This is a genomic window from Halobacillus halophilus DSM 2266 (assembly GCF_000284515.1).
Lineage (GTDB): Bacteria > Bacillota > Bacilli > Bacillales > Halobacillaceae > Halobacillus > Halobacillus halophilus.
This window is the reverse complement of record NC_017668.1, coordinates 1,617,852-1,635,877: the sequence shown is the minus strand read 5'-3', so window position 1 is coordinate 1,635,877 and position 18,026 is coordinate 1,617,852. Positions and strand designations below refer to the sequence as shown.

General features: G+C 38.5%; 27 protein-coding genes. 8 read left to right on the top strand and 19 right to left on the bottom strand.

What is annotated here, in order from left to right; translation table 11 throughout:
• Positions 1-67 precede the first annotated feature (67 nt).
• Positions 68-304 (bottom strand): hypothetical protein, encoded by a 237-nt coding sequence (locus HBHAL_RS08105; protein WP_014642880.1) that lies wholly within the window; start codon positions 302-304, stop codon positions 68-70.
• A gap of 435 nt (positions 305-739) precedes the next feature.
• On the opposite strand from HBHAL_RS08105, the gene HBHAL_RS08100 reads away from it, so the two are divergent.
• Entirely contained in the window at positions 740-1,984 is a 1,245-nt protein-coding gene (locus HBHAL_RS08100; RefSeq protein WP_014642879.1) for a YeeE/YedE family protein, read from the top strand.
• A 138-nt stretch (positions 1,985-2,122) separates the two neighbouring features.
• Here the strand turns inward: HBHAL_RS08100 and HBHAL_RS08095 are convergent, their stop codons facing one another.
• The gene (locus tag HBHAL_RS08095) at positions 2,123-2,419 is read right to left on the bottom strand and encodes a DMT family transporter (protein WP_014642878.1); all 297 of its coding nucleotides are present in this window, start codon (positions 2,417-2,419) and stop codon (positions 2,123-2,125) included.
• On the bottom strand, positions 2,420-2,764 hold the full coding sequence (locus HBHAL_RS08090) for a DMT family transporter (protein ID WP_041601283.1): 345 nt from the start codon (positions 2,762-2,764) through the stop codon (positions 2,420-2,422).
• Positions 2,765-2,960: 196 nt separating this feature from the next.
• Between HBHAL_RS08090 and HBHAL_RS08085 the strand changes: the two genes are divergently transcribed.
• Complete coding sequence (locus tag HBHAL_RS08085) at positions 2,961-3,791, top strand: LysR family transcriptional regulator (protein ID WP_014642876.1); 831 nt, start codon at positions 2,961-2,963, stop codon at positions 3,789-3,791.
• Between the two features lie 160 nt (positions 3,792-3,951).
• Here the strand turns inward: HBHAL_RS08085 and HBHAL_RS08080 are convergent, their stop codons facing one another.
• From HBHAL_RS08080 to dapF, 4 genes are all read right to left on the bottom strand, one after another.
• On the bottom strand, positions 3,952-4,599 hold the full coding sequence (locus HBHAL_RS08080) for a methanogen output domain 1-containing protein (protein WP_014642875.1): 648 nt from the start codon (positions 4,597-4,599) through the stop codon (positions 3,952-3,954).
• Between the two features lie 161 nt (positions 4,600-4,760).
• The gene (locus HBHAL_RS08075) at positions 4,761-4,964 is read right to left on the bottom strand and encodes a hypothetical protein (protein WP_223254272.1); all 204 of its coding nucleotides are present in this window, start codon (positions 4,962-4,964) and stop codon (positions 4,761-4,763) included.
• A gap of 156 nt (positions 4,965-5,120) precedes the next feature.
• Complete coding sequence (locus HBHAL_RS08070) at positions 5,121-5,519, bottom strand: secondary thiamine-phosphate synthase enzyme YjbQ (protein ID WP_014642873.1); 399 nt, start codon at positions 5,517-5,519, stop codon at positions 5,121-5,123.
• A complete protein-coding gene (gene dapF / locus HBHAL_RS08065; protein ID WP_014642872.1) occupies positions 5,519-6,493 on the bottom strand; it encodes a diaminopimelate epimerase in 975 nt (324 codons plus the stop codon). The genes HBHAL_RS08070 and dapF overlap by 1 nt, the downstream gene beginning before the upstream one ends.
• Positions 6,494-6,697: 204 nt before the next feature.
• On the opposite strand from dapF, the gene HBHAL_RS08060 reads away from it, so the two are divergent.
• Positions 6,698-7,723 carry a zinc-binding alcohol dehydrogenase family protein gene (locus tag HBHAL_RS08060; protein WP_014642871.1) on the top strand — a complete coding sequence of 342 codons (1,026 nt, stop codon included), beginning with the start codon at positions 6,698-6,700 and terminating at the stop codon, positions 7,721-7,723.
• An 86-nt stretch (positions 7,724-7,809) separates the two neighbouring features.
• On the opposite strand, the gene HBHAL_RS08055 is transcribed toward HBHAL_RS08060, so the two are convergent.
• Positions 7,810-8,379: a DUF4256 domain-containing protein gene (locus HBHAL_RS08055; protein WP_014642870.1), complete on the bottom strand. Its 570-nt coding sequence runs from the start codon at positions 8,377-8,379 to the stop codon at positions 7,810-7,812.
• A gap of 235 nt (positions 8,380-8,614) precedes the next feature.
• On the opposite strand from HBHAL_RS08055, the gene HBHAL_RS08050 reads away from it, so the two are divergent.
• Positions 8,615-9,340 carry an NAD(P)-binding oxidoreductase gene (locus HBHAL_RS08050; RefSeq protein ID WP_014642869.1) on the top strand — a complete coding sequence of 242 codons (726 nt, stop codon included), beginning with the start codon at positions 8,615-8,617 and terminating at the stop codon, positions 9,338-9,340.
• A gap of 102 nt (positions 9,341-9,442) precedes the next feature.
• Here the strand turns inward: HBHAL_RS08050 and HBHAL_RS08045 are convergent, their stop codons facing one another.
• Together HBHAL_RS08045 and HBHAL_RS21455 are read right to left on the bottom strand one after the other, a co-directional pair.
• A complete protein-coding gene (locus tag HBHAL_RS08045; protein WP_014642868.1) occupies positions 9,443-9,823 on the bottom strand; it encodes a VOC family protein in 381 nt (126 codons plus the stop codon).
• A 129-nt stretch (positions 9,824-9,952) separates the two neighbouring features.
• Positions 9,953-10,126 (bottom strand): hypothetical protein, encoded by a 174-nt coding sequence (locus tag HBHAL_RS21455; RefSeq protein WP_014642867.1) that lies wholly within the window; start codon positions 10,124-10,126, stop codon positions 9,953-9,955.
• Positions 10,127-10,345: 219 nt separating this feature from the next.
• Between HBHAL_RS21455 and HBHAL_RS08040 the strand changes: the two genes are divergently transcribed.
• On the top strand, positions 10,346-10,546 hold the full coding sequence (locus HBHAL_RS08040; RefSeq protein WP_041601281.1) for a hypothetical protein: 201 nt from the start codon (positions 10,346-10,348) through the stop codon (positions 10,544-10,546).
• 130 nt (positions 10,547-10,676) lie between these two features.
• Here the strand turns inward: HBHAL_RS08040 and HBHAL_RS21450 are convergent, their stop codons facing one another.
• Complete coding sequence (locus tag HBHAL_RS21450; RefSeq protein WP_158512364.1) at positions 10,677-10,820, bottom strand: hypothetical protein; 144 nt, start codon at positions 10,818-10,820, stop codon at positions 10,677-10,679.
• Positions 10,821-11,119: 299 nt separating this feature from the next.
• On the opposite strand from HBHAL_RS21450, the gene HBHAL_RS08035 reads away from it, so the two are divergent.
• Positions 11,120-11,299 carry a DUF1049 domain-containing protein gene (locus tag HBHAL_RS08035; protein ID WP_014642864.1) on the top strand — a complete coding sequence of 60 codons (180 nt, stop codon included), beginning with the start codon at positions 11,120-11,122 and terminating at the stop codon, positions 11,297-11,299.
• A 73-nt stretch (positions 11,300-11,372) separates the two neighbouring features.
• Here the strand turns inward: HBHAL_RS08035 and HBHAL_RS21445 are convergent, their stop codons facing one another.
• The 6 genes from HBHAL_RS21445 to HBHAL_RS07995 form a co-directional block, all read right to left on the bottom strand.
• Positions 11,373-11,540, bottom strand: coding sequence for a hypothetical protein (locus tag HBHAL_RS21445; protein WP_158512363.1), 168 nt, complete (start codon positions 11,538-11,540; stop codon positions 11,373-11,375).
• An 897-nt stretch (positions 11,541-12,437) separates the two neighbouring features.
• Entirely contained in the window at positions 12,438-12,689 is a 252-nt protein-coding gene (locus HBHAL_RS08020) for a hypothetical protein (protein ID WP_041601278.1), read from the bottom strand.
• Between the two features lie 357 nt (positions 12,690-13,046).
• Positions 13,047-13,364: a hypothetical protein gene (locus HBHAL_RS08015; protein WP_014642861.1), complete on the bottom strand. Its 318-nt coding sequence runs from the start codon at positions 13,362-13,364 to the stop codon at positions 13,047-13,049.
• Positions 13,365-13,586: 222 nt separating this feature from the next.
• Positions 13,587-14,021: a DUF4181 domain-containing protein gene (locus HBHAL_RS08010; RefSeq protein ID WP_014642860.1), complete on the bottom strand. Its 435-nt coding sequence runs from the start codon at positions 14,019-14,021 to the stop codon at positions 13,587-13,589.
• Positions 14,022-15,195: 1,174 nt separating this feature from the next.
• Positions 15,196-15,507, bottom strand: coding sequence for a hypothetical protein (locus HBHAL_RS08000; RefSeq protein ID WP_014642859.1), 312 nt, complete (start codon positions 15,505-15,507; stop codon positions 15,196-15,198).
• Positions 15,508-15,961: 454 nt separating this feature from the next.
• A complete protein-coding gene (locus tag HBHAL_RS07995; protein ID WP_014642857.1) occupies positions 15,962-16,213 on the bottom strand; it encodes a hypothetical protein in 252 nt (83 codons plus the stop codon).
• Positions 16,214-16,523: 310 nt separating this feature from the next.
• On the opposite strand from HBHAL_RS07995, the gene HBHAL_RS07990 reads away from it, so the two are divergent.
• Positions 16,524-16,925 carry a hypothetical protein gene (locus HBHAL_RS07990; protein ID WP_041601276.1) on the top strand — a complete coding sequence of 134 codons (402 nt, stop codon included), beginning with the start codon at positions 16,524-16,526 and terminating at the stop codon, positions 16,923-16,925.
• Positions 16,877-17,125, top strand: a complete 249-nt coding sequence (locus tag HBHAL_RS22065; protein WP_087946058.1) for a VanZ family protein — start codon at positions 16,877-16,879, stop codon at positions 17,123-17,125. The genes HBHAL_RS07990 and HBHAL_RS22065 overlap by 49 nt, the downstream gene beginning before the upstream one ends.
• 148 nt (positions 17,126-17,273) lie before the next feature.
• Here HBHAL_RS22065 and HBHAL_RS07985 read toward each other — a convergent pair whose 3' ends face one another.
• Positions 17,274-17,552 (bottom strand): hypothetical protein, encoded by a 279-nt coding sequence (locus HBHAL_RS07985; RefSeq protein ID WP_014642855.1) that lies wholly within the window; start codon positions 17,550-17,552, stop codon positions 17,274-17,276.
• Positions 17,553-17,641: 89 nt separating this feature from the next.
• A complete protein-coding gene (locus tag HBHAL_RS07980; protein ID WP_041601275.1) occupies positions 17,642-17,821 on the bottom strand; it encodes a hypothetical protein in 180 nt (59 codons plus the stop codon).
• Positions 17,822-18,026 lie beyond the last annotated feature (205 nt).

Sequence of the window (18,026 nt, the reverse complement as noted above, 5' to 3'; positions counted from 1 at the left end):
CTGTAACGAGCCTCCACTTTTACCAAAAAAGCCCATCTCCATTTTAAGCGAAGCTGGGCTTTTATCCTTACTCTCTGGAGAAATCGGTTCGGTCGGCACCTTCTTCTAAGTAGAAGCCTTCGACAGCTTTCGTATGCAGCACGACCCCGTCCTCAAGGAACCACCAGGAACCGCGGTCCAGTTGTTTCACAATAAACTCAGAAGCCTCCCTCTGATCCATCGCCTCACTTAAATCCAACTCATGCGTAATTACTCGTTTACTATCGAGCAAAAAGACTACCTGCCATTCTTTCTTACTTGCCATCGTACCACTCCTTTTATGTAAGATATTTACTCTTTACCCTCCCCACCTCTGCTTTAATCGTGAAATACGCAAAAGAAGCCGCGCCTTTAAAGGACGCGGCTTTATTATGTAATTATGCTGGGGGAGGTGCGCCAGATGTTCGCCAGGAAGTTCTTCGACTTGATTTAATGGACCCAAGGAAAAACCAACGACTGAAAGTTAGGCAAGCGACAGGTATAAGACATCCCTCCAAATTTTATTATTAATCAGCTGTCCTGTCTTCACTCATAGTGTACCACTTGTCCAAAACTGAAAGTGTTAAGTCTTCGTTAAGACTGTATTTCTTTTTATTTATCTCATTCTATGCACAACGATTTACATTTAGAAGGACAATCCCTTACAATAATGAAAGTTATAAAACAAAGTAAACAAATAGGAATTAGGAGGTTTTAATTTATGGCTCAAGCTGTTTCTCAAACCAGCTACGAAAACCGGCCGTCTTCCACGGCTGTAGGCGAACTGGAACCTGTTCAAAAACCGTTCGTCTGGCTGGGTGTTCTTATATCTGCACTACTATTTATCACGATTGTTCAAGTCACAACATGGACGCAGGGCGTTCTTTTCGTTATAGGGTTAGCCTTTGGTCTAGCCTTGTTATACGCTCGTTTTGGTTTTACTTCTGCCTTTAGAAGATTAATTTCCGTTGGTAACGTGCAAGGGCTTCAGGCTCACATGCTTATGCTCGCCGTTGCTACCACGCTGTTTGCCATCATTTTAGCAACCGGCTTCAGCTTTACAGGCGTTGCACCGCAAGGGTATGTCTTTCCAGCCGGATTAGCCGTCGTCGCTGGTTCCTTCATGTTCGGAATCGGCATGCAGATGGGCTCCGGCTGCGCATCTGGTACACTCTATACGGTTGGCGGCGGTAAATCTTCCATGTTCCTAACGCTTCTTGGATTTATCGGAGGATCTGTACTCGGTGCCTATCACATAGGTTTCTGGCGCGACCTACCGTCCCTGCCGGCCATTTCTCTTGCAGAAAGCACAGGCTTAGGCTACTTCGGCGGCTGGGTTCTGCAGATTCTTATTTTTCTAGGGATCTACGGAGCGACCGTTAAATTTGCACGCAGGAAAAACCCGCCGCAAATGACACCGCTAACGACGACAAGCGGATGGAAGAAGCTCTGGAGAGGCGCTTGGCCGCTCCTTGTCGCTGCCGTTATTCTCGGAATACTGAATGCGATCACCCTGACGGTACGCGGCAATCCATGGGGCATCACCTCAGCCTTTGCCCTCTGGGGATCTAAATTCCTTCAGATCTTTGGTGTAGATGTCGCAAGCTGGACGTACTGGCAAGGTTCGGATGCTTTAAATAAAACGGTACTGGCTGATTCCACCAGCGTGATGAACTTCGGCATCATTCTTGGCGCTTTCATTGCCGCTTCCTTTCAGGGAAACTTTAAACCTGGAAAAATTAAACCCGGTATTGCAGCGGCTTCTGTTATAGGCGGCGGCTTGATGGGGTACGGAGCCCGTCTGGCCTTTGGCTGTAACATCGGTGCTTATTTCGGCGGCATCGCCTCCTTCAGTCTGCACGGCTGGGTTTGGATGATTATGGCGCTTGCCGGCACGTATCTCGCCTTGTTTATCCGTCCGTTGTTTGGTTTGAAGAATCCTAGTCCGAAAGATTCCATGTGCTGATTCTCTAATTAAAGGGCGCAGAGCTTTGTAATAAGCTCTGCGCCTTTTTTTACTAAATCCGGCCGTCTAGCTTAATAAACCTATTCTCAAAAATCATCAATACCGTTTAACAGAGGTTATGTTTAATAGGGGTCATGTTTACAGAATAACCACGCCGACTAGAATCAATAGCGTGCTAACCAGTTTTCTTCGCGTTATTTTTTCGTTAAAAAATAAAATACCAAGCAGGGTTGTCGCTGCAATGGATACCCCTGACCAGACCGCGTAGGCGATCCCTACTTCAATATATTGAACCGAAAGGGTTAGAAAGTAAATACATAACCCAAACAGTACAAAGGATAGAAGACTTGGAAGAATACGTTTGAACCCAAGGGATAATTTCACAGTAACCTGGCCAAGAGCTGCCAGTATAAGCGCCGCAATTAGATACCCCATTTAAGAATGCACTCCTTTCATAGAACGACCTCTCGTATTGAGTCCATAAATGCCGGAAAGTATTAGCACTACACCGACCATTTTTTGAAAACTTGTCGTCTCACCGAACAAAATTATACCGAGGATGGTGACTAGCCCCGTCCCTCCACCTGACCATAAAGCATTTATCATTCCCAGTTCATGATTTTTTGTAATAATGATATATAAAGTCAATGCCAATAGATAGCTGAGTATGACGACCACACTGGCCGCTGCGTTTTCGAATCCGCTCGTGTACTTCATAAAAGTAGCTCCAATTACCTCTAAGATAATGGATAGTCCCAACAGAATATATACGTTTTTCATCATTGGCCCTCCTTCTTCATCTGCTCTTATTTACAGAATAACGCCTGAATCCTTCGCAGAGGTAATACAAAAAATTTATGAAATCATAACTTTAAGTTATACTAAAAGTAAAATATAGAAGTTATTGTATGATGAAACCTTTTGTATCAGCCATTCCATTACGCTAAGTTATAGAAAAAGAAAGGAGAGCATCCTGTTGCTATTACACAAAATCAAGTACTTTCTGGAAATTGCTGAATGGAGAAGTTTTACGAAAGCAGCGGAAATATTTTATATTTCGCAGCCGGCTCTAAGCAAACAAATGAAGTTGTTAGAAGAGGAACTTGGCTTCCCTTTATTTGATCGGTCGGTGCGAGGTGTAGACTTAACGGACAAAGGGCATGCGCTATATAAAGATTTAAAGCCCCTATTTGCGCAAATTGAACGAACCATTCATCATTATCGAGACCATGATCAAATCCGCTTCGGTTCCACTCCTATGATTAGCAGCTATTTTATTCACCGCCATTACGATAAACTCATCCAAACGAATTTTCATGTTACGACGATTAAAGACGACAGTCGGGATTTACTGCCTTTATTAGAAGCAGACGAAATTGACGCAGCGATCATTCAAGATGAGCCATCTTACTCGAACCTTTACTCGAAGTTTTTGTTCAGGGACAACTTTCTGGCAGCCGTTCCTCTTACCTCAAAACTTGCTTCCTTGGAAGAAGTAACCATCGAACAGTGCATGAAAGAACCACAAATTATTCCTCCAGAAGGCTCCCTCACCAATCAGTTGAAGACTATTATGGAGGAGAAGCAGTTCAAAGGAGAAACGATAGAAACCCAGTATCATGCTATGGCGGGACTCGTTTCTCTCGGACTTGGAATTGCTTATCTTCCTGAAATCATGGTGGAGCAGATTGAGTATAAAGGGGTCGTGTTTCTTCCTATTAATGGGCAGCCATTGGCACGAAATATGTATTTATACGCAGTTACCTTACCGATCCTTGAATTTTTAGAGGGAAAGTTAACGAATTAAGAGGCACGTAATGGGATTATAGCTATGCTGCAGCATACGGTATAGTTTATTTCCTACTTCAATTTTTTAAATGGGGTATTTGGGCCGTGCGACTCCTCAATTGGGCCGTCAGAAGAGCATAAAAAAAGACTTTGCCTCTATCGCAAAGTCCTTCTAAAAATCATGTGAGTGATTTCTTTTCAGCTTTTAGTGTTTCGACTTCTTCTTTTAAAGACTCCAATTCATCTAGTAACTTCACAACCATCTCATCACTTTTCCGAAGTTCTTCTCCTAATGATTCGATCGCTTCTTCGTCCCAGATAAAAGGATTTCCATAGGAAGGGGTGATAGGCAGGTTTTCATAAACGCTTCCCTCTTCCTCATCTGTCGGTTGAAAGTAAATGACTACTTCACAGCCGGCATCACCCTTAGCAATCCGTTTTCTCAAATTGACTTTTCCATACCCCATCCGTCGCGCGGCGATGCCTCCAAAGACACTTGAAGTCATGGCACACAGGTGAGGAGCATCTTTGACAACATCGCCAAAAGGGCATCCTGTCGCTTTAACAATCACCTTGTCCGGATGTACTTCCGCGATTCGGAAATGGCCGCCAATAGAGTTTTTTATATCTACAATAACTTCGGCGTAGCGTTCCACAGACCACTGTTCATTCTTCTCGCTATAGAATGACTCAATCCATTCTCCTGTTCGAATTCCTAATTGCCGGATATATTCTTCTGCATGTCTGCCGACTGTGCGTTCATGTAAATGAGCATATTGAGTGATCAGTTTGGATAGGAATAATGTCCCGCTGAGTGATGATGGCATGCTGATTACCCTCCCTGTTAGACTTATTATATACCTCTCTATTACCAATTTGTAATTCGGATACTCTTAAATCTTGAAAATAATTTCAATTATTTTCAAGATTTATATAAATAAGTTCTGACGCGCTTAATCGAGCTTATGAAGATAAATTATTAAAGTAATTAATAGAGGGAACGCTCGTCATTTTGCATGTTATTATCCTTTTCAGAATAATAGTTCCAAATGTAGTAAACCATCCAAAACACGACAATCGGTAAAAATGAGTACCATCTATATTCAATAGGGAGAAAAATTACTAGTAACACGGTCATTAATAAAAAGGGAGGCATCAGGATCCAGTATCGTTTATTTTTAAAATGGTTCATGAACATCCTTTTCCTTTCAACCTGAAAAAATTATGGACTTTTTCAATTGGATCGGTAGATATCAGCAAGTTTTCCGTCCTGCAAACCATCATGAATACGTTCTAGTCTATTCTAAAAAAAGCGCCCGAGCATGTATTCACCCGGACGACACTTCGATCACTTCAATATTTTCGCTGTAAACTTACGGCTTCGCGGGCCGTCAAATTCACAGAAATACAGCCCCTGCCATGTGCCGAGGACGAGATTTCCGTCCTCAATAATCAGCGTCTGGGAATGGCCGACTGTACTCGTTTTCATGTGCGCAGCTGTATTCCCTTCGGCATGACGATCTTCTGCCATATCCCACGGGTAAACTTCCCTGAAGCGGCGCAGCATATCCGTTTTTACATCTGGATCGGCATTTTCATTTACCGTTAAGCCTGCTGTCGTATGCTTCGAGGATACGATGACGACACCATCGGTTATCCCTTCATCTTTGATCCACTGTTCAACTTTAGACGTGACATCAATCATCTGGTCATGATTATCTGTTTTTACATCGAACGTTTTGATCATTAAGAGTCACCACCTATTTGCGAAGCTGCATAAGCTTCTAATTTTTCATATTTCGTCTGTTCTTCGGTAAATTCTTTCCTGTTTTCCACGTGAAAAGTACGTGAGCTCCAGTCGAGCTGCACCATGGCTTCGTATACATTCGTTGCATTCCCTCTTAGCTGAATGGAGAAACTTTCCTTTTCTTTCTCAACCACACAGTTAACAAGTCCGCCTTTGTTAATGACCACAATCGGTTCGCCTGTTTCATTCGGTCCATGAATGGTAGAAACAAGAGAAGAAGCAGACATAGCCGTTCCGCAGGCATTGGTCAGACCAACGCCGCGTTCAAATGTCTGGACGAAAACTTTATTTTTTTCTAAGAGTTTCATAAAACTGACGTTCACACCGTTAGGGAACACTTCAGGTAACTGGTTCGCTTTTTCCCCCACATGGGCAAGCTCTTCCTGGTTAATGTCTTCCACAATAGCAACGATATGAGGGTTCGGTACGCTTAACGCCGTAAAGGTCAAATGCTCGGGCAGTCCCGGAATAGTCGTTTTCGAAGCCGGCTCGGTATCCACGCGGACCGGAAGCGAAGCAGGCTCAAACGATACCGGTTCAATGGCGACCGAAAAAGTATCGATGCCTGGAAAAATCTCTTCCACCTGACTAACAGCAAGCATCGCTTTTTCCGTCTCGACCGCAATATGGGTCTTACCCTCTTTTTCCAATACGTGTCTGGCCACACAGCGGAGGCCATTGCCGCACATTTCCGCTTCCGTGCCATCCGAATTAAACATACGCATTCTCGCTTCCGCTTTATCACTATCCATTACGAATAGGATACCATCAGAACCAATCCCATCGTTCCGGTCACATAATAAAATGGAAAGGTCCTCTCTTTCTTTTTCGGTAAACGTGTAACCATGCGTGAGCTCATCAATCAGGATAAAGTCATTGCCAGAGCCATGGCATTTAATAAATTGAATATCCAAAAACGTATCCCCCTGAAATCTAATTTTCTATTATCATAGCATATGTACAAGGGGATTATGAATGAATGAACTTCCTGCAGAACCCAGTTTGTCTTTCTAACAAGTTTACATACATCAATATTGCTTCCAATCAGGGGCGGCCGGCGTTTCACAACTCCTTTTAAGTGGAAGATGAAGTAAGGATAGTAAAGAAAGGATGATAGCATGACGGAACAAATGAATGCCGTAGGATTATATAAGCATTTACCCATTTCTGAAGATAACAGCCTGGTTGATGTCACCATAGACAAGCCCGAAGCTTCGGGTCGTGATATTCTCGTGAAAATTAAAGCCGTTTCTGTAAATCCAGTAGATACAAAAGTCCGTGCCAACGGAGAAGATGAAGAGGAGCCTAAAATTCTCGGTTATGATGCAGCAGGCGTCGTAGAGAGCGTTGGTGAAGACGTCACTTCTTTTGAGCCAGGTGATGAAGTGTATTACGCCGGTGTGATCAGTCGTCCAGGTACGAACAGCGACTATCACCTTGTAGATGAACGTATTGCTGCCAAGAAACCGCAGTCTCTGTCCTTCAGGGAAGCGGCCGCTTTGCCTTTAACAGGCCTGACCGCCTGGGAAGCTCTTTACGAAAGATTGGGAATCTCAACAGATGAAGATAAAAACAAAGGAAAATCCATCCTTATTATTGGTGCTGCAGGCGGAGTAGGTTCCATTGCCACCCAGCTTGCCAATGAAGCCGGCCTCACCGTTATCGGTACCGCTTCAAGAGAAGAGACCGTAAACTGGGCCAAAGACCACGGGGCTCATTACACCATTAACCATCGGAAGCCGCTTCCACAGCAGCTTCGAGAGTTAGAAATCGATGCAGTCGATTATATTTTCTGTTTAAGCTCTACAGCTGAACATTGGGACAACATGACCGAAGCCATAGCACCGCAAGGGAAAATCTGCAGCATTGTGGAAACAGAAGAACACCTGGATCTTACCGCACTGCAGCAGAAAAGCGCTGCCTTTGTCTGGGAATTTATGTTCACCCGCCCGCTTTTCGAAACGGAAGATATGCAGGAACAGCAGCAGATTTTAACTCGAATCGCTGAAAAAATAGATAATAACTCTGTCCGAACCACTTTGACAGAAACGCTGACCGGCCTGAATGCCGAGCAGCTTCGTGAAGCTCATCGAAAAGTAGAAAGTGGAAAAATGATCGGGAAAGTTGTCGTAGAGGCAGAATAGCAAAATGAAACTTATAAAAGACAGGCTTGAGTGGTCACTCAAGCCTGTCTTTTATAAACTAACAATGTGTCAGTCTTTAGTATTCTCTAGACCATCAGGGAGCCACGAAAGCCCCTGGCAGCGTAGTATGATTCTGCCCCGTTGTGATAGACAAAGACGTGATCGTAACGACGATCGCAAAAAAGTGCTCCCCCGCGTTCTCTAATAGCTGACGGCGTTTGGACCCAGCTCGATGTTTTCTTATCAAACTCGCCCATTTTCTGTAACCCGCGATATTGTTCTTCGGTTAAGATCTCAATTCCCATGGAAGCTGCCATATCGATCGCACTGTTTTCAGGCTTGAATTTTTTTCTTGCCTCCAGCGCCTCACGGTCATAGCAAACGCTTCGGCGGCCTTTAGGACTTTCCGATGCACAATCCATAAAAATGTAGGTGTCTTTCTTTTCATCATACCCTACAACGTCCGGTTCCCCGCCTGTTCTTTCCATCTCATTCAACGACCACAGTTTTTCAGAGTCAGCCTCGAGCTTCGCCTGAAGAGCATTCCATTCAAAGCCTTCATGGCGGTGCATGTTATGTTCAAAACGGTCCTTCAATACATTGAATAATTCTTCACTTTGATCCTTGGATAACATCTTTTTATTACTCTTTGTCATGGTTATGCCTCCTAAAATTCTGATAGGCTCATCCTAAACATAGCTTAAGATGAACGTCTCATTCATCCATTATCTATAAAAAACGGAAAGCATGCCACTCTTGTTTGAAGGAATCTGTTTTTAGGGTTCACGATCACGCCAGCGAACTTTTTTACTTTTTAAAGAGGAATTACTTTTTGTTGGGCGAATAAATGAGTAAGAAATACGAGTGCTTAAGAATAGCAGGAGGGGTTCTATGAGAGTATTAGTTCTTGGAGCAAGTGGGGCTACTGGTAAAGAAGTCGTCAGGCAGTTGATTAAAAGGCAAATCAATACGCGCATTCTCATCCGGAAAACGGCCGTGCTTTCTGAAGATATACAAAACCATCCACTAGTGGAAACCGTGAAGGGCAATATCAACGAATTAACCGACTCTGAAATGAGCGTCCTTTTGCACGATTGTACGACCATTATCTCATGTCTTGGTCACAACGTTACCTTCAGGGGAATGTTTGGTAAACCTCGCTATTTGGTATTGGATGCTATAAAGAGGATTACAGAGACGATCAAAAAGGATCCTTCTAAAAATATAAAGCTTATACTTATGAGTACAACCGCTTATACGAACCCTGTATCTGGAGAGAAGAATTCGATAGCAGAAAGGATGGTCTTTTCCCTCCTCATGCTTATACTTCCTCCACATCGGGACAATGTCAAAGCTGCCAATTATCTGGTTATGACGACAGGTCATGAGGACAAAAATATCGATTGGATTGCCGTGCGCCCCGACTCTTTAATCAACGAGACGGATGAGAGTTCCTATGAAATTTATGAATCCAAGGTAAGGAGTCCTTTATTTAATCCTGGGAAAACCAGCAGGATTAACGTCAGTCATTTTATGGCTGAACTAGCTGCAGACAATGCTATATGGGATCAGTGGCGGTTTAAAACGCCGGTGATTTATAATAAAGAATGCCTTTAAGATTTATACTGTCTTACTGTTAAAAGTTTTTAGCACCCCCCGTTCGCTATACTTTTTTTAAGCCCTATTATGAGGCTTCACTCTAGAAACGCAGATACTATATTATTGTTTATCCATTACGGCAAAATAATTATCTTCATTATCCGCAAAATTAAACACTCTACCCGATGGCATATTCACAATTTCCCCTACGTTTATTCCTTTGTTTTGCAAATCTCTATATAGATGTTCAAAATCATCAGAGTAGAACATTAAAGAAGGTGTATCAAGGTTTAATTCTGGAGACATGTTAGCAACGATCTCTTTGTTGTGAATAACAATGGTCGTTTCAGCTCCTTTTTTTGGAGCTATTTCAAACCATCTCATTCCTTGATCGTTATTCTCTTCTGAAGTCACAATAAACCCTAATTTCTCTGTCCAGAAATCCACGGCTTCTTCCTGGTTATCAACATATAACATAATTTGACCTACTTTAGTAAACACGATTCTCCACTCCCTATAAAGTTATACTCTACTATTCTGTATCCAGTAAGTGAATCCCTCCTTCTCTAAACTGTCTCAACATAATAGCTCCACATTTCCTAATTATTCCGGATAAGTCTCAAACTTTAATCAAAAGCTTGTTGCTATCCAAATGAGTAATAAAGCGAAGATTATAACAGCTCCTGTATGAACCCAGTTTCCCTTAGGTTTACCTATTCCATTAGCAAAATCTTTAAGAATAATAGCTCCCCAGCCTCCAGCGACTAATAGGACAATGATGACTGTTATTACGATATCATTCATTCAAGACCTCCATTTTCTGTTTATCCGTCTATTACCTTGATAGTAAGTTTAAAAACGATCCAAATGCTAAAAAAAAGACGATTACTCTTAGTAAGCAATCGTTCCCGTTTCCTTAAGACTCGATTTCAAGATAAATGAAATAAACACTAAAATACGCCTGATAATGAGTATGGTAAAATAGAAAGAACTCTTTTATAACTATAGAAAGGTGTGGATTCGATGGAACTTATCATTTTAGGAGTCATCATAGGTGCCATCTCAATTAGTGTAATTAAATTTGCAATTAAAGGAAAGTCTCCGAATGATAAAGGACAAGAATACACTCCTACAAGTGATGTGTATGGCGGAAAAAATAGAGATTATAGCACTCAAGCACCAGCTGAAACTCATAGGAAAGCTCCTTATGAAGAGGTAGACTGAACGCAATGAGCGAAGAATTGATATTTACCTTACTGGGAGCGATTATCCTTTTATTCAAAAATCGCTCCTGTTCCAACTTGATTTCAAGATGCAGTTCTGCAACTAATACCCTATTGGCTTGAGAGATTTTTCACAGTTTTTTCTCTAAATCATCAATCCTCTTTTCAAGATCTTTTACAGTTTTACTATTACTCAATGCTGTCGTAAAAGCAGTAATACCGAAAGTGAATGACATAATTCCAAACACAAAGCCCATAATTACGAAAGTATCCACATTATCCCCCCCCATTAATAACTTCACAATAAACCTCAAGTGATTCCAAAACTCACGTCAGTAAAAAGCACGATATTCCCAATGCTTATGTAAATTAGCGAGTACTATTTAAGTATAAATAAAGCCCCCCGTTTGCGGAAGACTCAAATTCAAGATATGTTAAGTTAGATAAAAGTTGAATAGGTATCAAAAACCCATTATGAAATGATTGTAGTATTTGATAATTATTAAAGGTAATTTCGTTTAACTATAGAAATATAGAAATACACTGGTGAAATTAGAATAGGGAGTGCTTTGAATTGCCAATACAAGAATTAATGCCTTTAATAATCATTTTCATATATTTAGTTATTGCTGGTGCCATCGTTTTTGGTATTTTATCTATTATTAAATACTTTAGATCAAGAAAAGCATCAAAAGAAAATTTAGAAGATAGGGTCAGCGGTCTAAAAGAAAAAGAAAATTCCTTCAAGAATTGATTAAATAAGAGAGCATTATGCTAAAGATAAACCCCTGTTTACGTATGACTTGATTTCAAGGTAATCTTAACGCTTATATTACCCAAGCTCCCAATATAACGTATGAAGTACCAATGATTAATGCAAAACCCTTTGCCAGTCTATACGGGATTTTATTAAACAATTTAAAAAGACTTTCCCACTCTATAAAGCCGCTTGAACCAAATCTTGCATCATCTTCATAATCTTCTTTGCGTTTCATTTTAAATATTGAGGAATTTAGGATTAAAACTCCCCATAGTATAAGAATCGCGCCCAAAACCAAATCCGTTATTTTCTCCTTTCATTACATAGAAGAAGTATATATATCAATTTATTAAAATGTACGATTAATAACAAAAAAGTTTCAAAAATATCCCAATATCTCGAAACTGGCTCTTCAAAAGTACCCGATAAGACAAGTAATCAGTGTTGGCAAAAGGACTAACGTTATTATAAACAGGTTCAAGGTAGCAATCCTCCCTATTCATTTTATAAAGCTAAAAAGGTACCAACTCCCCCTTCAAATTCCGGTTGTAAATTAACTACACCATTCAAGTTCCAAATAATACCATTAATAAAGCAAAACAGTCACTTAATGTAATTATTACAAAAATGAGTCTTCAACACTCTCCCCCAACTCATAAGTAAAATAAAAGACGACTATACTTATGGGATAATTGCCCCCGTTACAGGAAGACTTGAATTCGAGATAAAATAATTAACTTTTCTCCGTCTTACTATAAAATTTAGCCCATAGATAAAAGATAATCACGGTTACTATTGGAAGAAAAGATGGTATCCATTGATAGTGGTTAGGTAAGGTAAAAATTAAAATTATCGTTAATAACCATACCGGAATAACCCAAATAAAAAACATTCTAACTATTTTATTTCTAAAACTAAGCTCAAACTCCATCATTCATCCCCCTTTTTCTATACAGGTTCTTGGACAACGTTATTTTATATTAACTCTTGAAACTAAGTCTTCAACTATCCTGCCTCGATAGTAAAAAAAAGCGATTGTTCTTATTGAGCAATCGCCCCCTATTGATGAAGACTTGAATTCGAGATAAATTGGTGGAAGTCTTCAATTAAACTATCTTTTGTGAAACGAACATTAACTATCGCTAGCCTTCTTTTCAGGAGGGTATTTTTCTTCGAATTCTTTTATTGCTCTTTTTCTTGTGAGCATAAATAATACAATAGCTCCAAGAATGCATCCTGGTAAATATAAATCATTCACTTGAAAACTTCCATCATTCCAATTGGAAAATCCTAAAGCATACGCTAGATATAGAAAAGCCGAAGTAAAAAAAGTTAATAGAATTACCTTCCATGAATATTTAAAGACATTTTCTAACCACCACATAGTCAAACCTCCTATAACTTTAAAAGAAGTATTCTAATAGGTTTCAAACCTTTAATTGTGTTATTTCATAATTTCTACATAGCTTAAAGGATTTATTTATTCTTAATCCTTATTAAAATTGATTCAATTTATTAATATTAATTCCAATTATTTCAAAACTTCATTGATTGCTCAAGTCAATTAAGAAGACATCTCAAGAATGTCTCGAATTCAAGTCTTTAAGTATTCTACTAGTTAGTAAAAAAGCGATTGCTCTTATTGAACAATCGCCCCCAAATCTTGAAGACTCGGTTTCGAGATAAACCCACAAAACCCCAAAGACATATCGGGCTTATTCAACTAAAGCACCCGTTAGTTTTACAATGCGCCCCTATCCCGATATAAAAACAACGTAGGTGCATTTAATAAAATGGTAACAATGACAAGTACAGTTGAAGCAACAGCTACAGCGTGCATTTCCGACAGAGCAGACCAATCTTCAATGTTTACCAAGTAAAGGTTATAAAAAATTTGTAAACATATCGCGATAGCACAAGCGCTGAAACTGATAATGGTAAGAGCAATCCATTTCTTATTCATCTGTTTTTTACCTACCGCAAGATTAATAATAGGAATTATCCAAGCAACTAATCCAAGTACCAAACTGCCGATGTTAAGCCAACCAGCATCGAACATATTTCATCCCACCTTCATTTTTTCTTTCTAATTTCTCCTCAACAAAATGTCTCGATTGCGGAACATACTACAAAAACACTCTTCCACTAATCTGCTCCGTCAGGTAAATAGTTAAATGCCCGGTATTCCTTGCACTTATGTAATTAAGGGCAAATGATCTATTGAACAATTGCCCCCTATACAGGAAGACTTGAATTCAAGATAGTTAGACTTTATTCAAATTTATATTAAACCCCAAAATTCAGTCTTTACTAATGTGAAGAACAATATAAGAGTGAACACCATATTACAGATGGTTACTTTATAAGCGTTAGGGTTTTCTGCATACTTATGTTCCATAAACGCTCTAAATACTTCAGAAACAACAATAAAGATAGCAAGTATAAACCACGGTTGTAAAAACCAATACCAATTTGTAGGTCCTCTCGTTGAGTTTATAAAATACCCTAACAAAATACTGAGGATAGCGATAACCCTAATAATCCAATCAATTTTTTCATGTTTCTCATTAACATGGTTATAGGAAAATAACTTCTTTCTCTCCATCTTCAACCATCTACTAATTATTACATTAAAAGAGACTAACAATAATAAAAAAATAGATATCACTACTACTAATCTCAGCCAAAAAGTAGGCTCTAAGCCATACTGATACATAAAACCCCTCTTCCCTGATACTGAATTTGCGTTTTAAAATATTCAATATTACTAACTTGCGAGAACTTCGAGAATTATCTTATTATCCATACAATACCAATTCAATTTACTTTCAAAACTACCGATTATATCGAAACTGAGTCTTCAACTAACCTGGTTTAGCAAAGAAGCGATTGCTCATATTGAACAATCGCACCCTTTTCAGAAAGACTTGATTTCGAGATATATTGAAGCAACTCTTCTACTAACGCACCCGATAGTATAAGGGGCGCTATATGAATTAGTGTTTATTATTAATGAAATATTTATATAAATTTACTACTCCTAAAACAATGAGAATGGTAATGGCAACGTTAAAAAAATTGATTTAAAAGTGTAGCTAAGCGAATTCATACTACTTACTATTGTAGAACCTAAAATAAAAAATAATGCCACTATTAAAGTTAATCTATTTTTCATACTTTATCCTCCATATAAGTTGGAAATCTCTCTTCCATACCCTGTTCCGTTAATTCAATAAGCAATCGAGTCATTTTTAGTGCAGTTATCAAATTATTCCACCTTATTTATTTTTGAACCTCCATTTCCCGTTTAATGACTCTAGTAAGTTTAAAAACTATCCATATTTTAAGAAGAAGACGATTGCTCTGATTGAACAATCGCCCCTTTACAAAAAGATTCGAAATCAGGATATATTGGTCCAGGACGCCTGTAATTTAAAGAGCACACAAAGATACCTACATACCTAGTATTTAATATTTAGCATCTTATAAAGAGCATAGATCGCTGTAGAGAGACTAATTCCAGAAAGTATGATACCAGTTACTAGAAAGATATTTGTATTTGTTTTAACTTTAGAATCGTAAGTATATGCAGCGTAATCAGCATCCGCCACTAGGGCATTTGTTAAGCTCGTCCCGAGACTATTGCTAAAAAAGATGAATATTAGTCCAATAATCCCTAATAAAGAACCTAATACCAGTATTCCCTTTAAGCTATTTTTCCTCATATCCTCTCCCCTTTTAACCCATGCACACTCTATTGCCTCGTTAGTGAAAGCGGTTGTCTCTATTAAACAGTTGGCCCCGTTTTTATAAGACTTGAAACTGAGATAACTGCCAGGTTATGTAGTGTAAAATCACACCTAAAACTATGCTCAATACTATAGTGTTTGTTATTGGACATTCAAATTAACGTCTTTCCTCTTCTTCATTTTATTTGCTGCGAATCTAATTATTAAATAAATGAGAAGTACATTTAACATAAGAGTTGCAGGATTAATTGCCATTCCATCATTACCGCTAAATAAGTTATCAAAAAGCCAGACACTGTAAGGTTCTTTTTGGTGTATCGTTATATACTTTAATGGAAATCCAAAAGTGTGGTTGCCTATTCCTTCGCTAGAATAATTACTGGGTATGAAATATGGTATAAAAATACATAAGAGCAAACTCCAACTCATATGTTTCCATTTTAACCTCTTCAAAAAACCCCTCCCTGTAAACTTTATTTGCTTTTTAAATTTAAAATTTATATTCCTCAGAACCACTATGCAAGTGGAATTAAGGGGGATCAGTCATTTAAGCAATAGCCCCCGATACAGTAAAACTTGATTTCGAGATAATTAGGCATTTCCCTCTACTTTCACTCTTCATTTTGATACATTTTATTTAGTTTGTTTTCTATTTTCTCTGTTCGTCTTTTTACGTTTACCAATAATGATATGACAGTCAAGAACAAAAGCGGTACAACTACAAATAAAAACAGCGATGCCAACTGCCCTGCAACAATACTATTGATATTAACCCTCCTAGAGCATTATTAACTATGATTGTCTCACAGAATAAAACAAGGGCAATATTCTAGATTTGCCCCCTTTTCTTGAAGACTCGAATCCGAGATACTTTGGGTTTAATATCTTCAAACTAACACAACCGCCCTCAGCCGATGATTAAATCTAGAACCGCCATCCCAAATACGAGTGAAAGCGCAGTTATACAAACCATTGAGTATATCCTACTTTTTCCTTTTGCAGGCATCTCTATGAACTCTCGAATGATCATAGCTGGAGCTAAGAACAGCCATACGTTCATCCACCACGAAAAGGGACTATCAGTAAATAATCCCATTAAACACAATAGACCTGCGATTAATAACAAACTTCTACTTATGTACTTTGCTTTCTTTTGCATATGCCCTCCTAACTGAACAAAATCTCCATTTAAAGTAACAGAAAACACCTTCTTATAAGAAAGTCTTAATTATTTTTATTTAATTATTTAGCCAATAAATCTTCTAGTATTGCGGAAGCGAACGTTTCGCTATCCCGCCATTTAGTTTTAAAAGTTCCACCACTCATGTTAAGTAATCGCCCCCGTTTACGTAAGACTCAGTTTCGAGATATCCTAATTTACAAACAAAAAAAACGAGCTTAATTTTACTGTTGAACTCAATACCAGATGTTGGATATAATTATGTTTACTCTTATTAAAAGGTGATTATATGCAACCACTAGGATACTCTTATGATTTATCTCCCCCTTTATTTTTAATTGTTTTTACAGTTATCTGCGGGATAACCTTCTTGTATTTACATTTAAAAAACAAAAAGAAAAAGAAGAATTTCAAAAAATTACTTCTTTTAGGTGCAACAATTTTCTATGTTTTAAGCGTACTAAATTTAACTTTTTTACCAATAACGGTCAGTCTTAAAGAGGGATTTTTTCCTGACCTATCTTCTACCGAATACTACAACTTGGTACCTTTTGAGACAATATCGCAAGCCTTAAGTTACGGAAACTATGTTCAAGTATTCGGTAATATCACACTTCTCTTACCCTTACCTATTCTAATTGGATTACTGAGCCGAAAGGTTATAGGTTTTTTAAATCCCTACTACTATTAATTGTAATAACTCTCACGGTTGAACTAACCCAGCTAATTATTAACCTGTCTACAGGTGTCGCCAATAAAGTTACAGATATAGACGACTTTATATTGAATGTATTCGGCGGTATGATAGGTTGGTTTTTCTACATAGCTTATATTAAGTTTTTTACCCAAAAAGAATTACCCCGAGAGAATTTACAGCGAGCCACAAGTTGAGGTGGCTCGTTTGATTATCTACAATCTCCTCTTGGTAGTTCACCATTTCATACTGAGCGTCAATCCTAATTATCCATAGTTACTAAGATATTAAAGAATAGCCCCCTTTAGCCATCTAGTGAAATAACATTAGTATCTCTAAAAATGGTCAACTTCCTATTTTCATTAACCATTTACGTAATTTGGCTTTTTGATAATACACCTTACTGTTTATTACAATATGCGGAATGCTTGGGTATTCGGCAATCAAGTGTTTTGCATCTTCATTAGAAATACCAATAAAATGATGAACCTCATTCTCTTTAATAAGTTCGTGGTAGTCATTTTCGTTTAAAGATTCTAAAATTGAGTTTGGATTTTTCAAATCTTTTAATCCTTCCCCAATTAAATATCCAGCTATAACAATCCCTAATCCTAACCAAATCATCCAAATCCCTCCTGATTATCAAATAGTGAAAAAGCATATTCTTTTCAAATTATTTTATTCTTTTTCCTTTATCTCCTTTAGTAACTAAACTATTCATTTTGACTCTTCAGTTTTCGGTGTTTAAGTCCTTTGTACAAGACCATCATTACTGGAGGAGTAAGACCCACCAGTAGAACAGTAATACTCTCCTTAGGTCCAATCCAGTAAATCAACACCATTATGACGATAGAGGCTAGTACAAACAACCATCCAACCTTTTTATCTAGCATACTTTGCCTCCTTACCTTTCCTTTTTAATTTCGTTTCCAATTATTTCAAAATTACACTGATTACTCAAGTCTAATTAAAAGACATCTCACGAGAATATCTCGAAACTGAGTCTTCAACTAACCTGCCCTTCGTATTATAAGGTTAACCAGAATTCTAGATATTTCTGGTTGACCATTTTTAATATGGTCTTATTATTACAGTAGC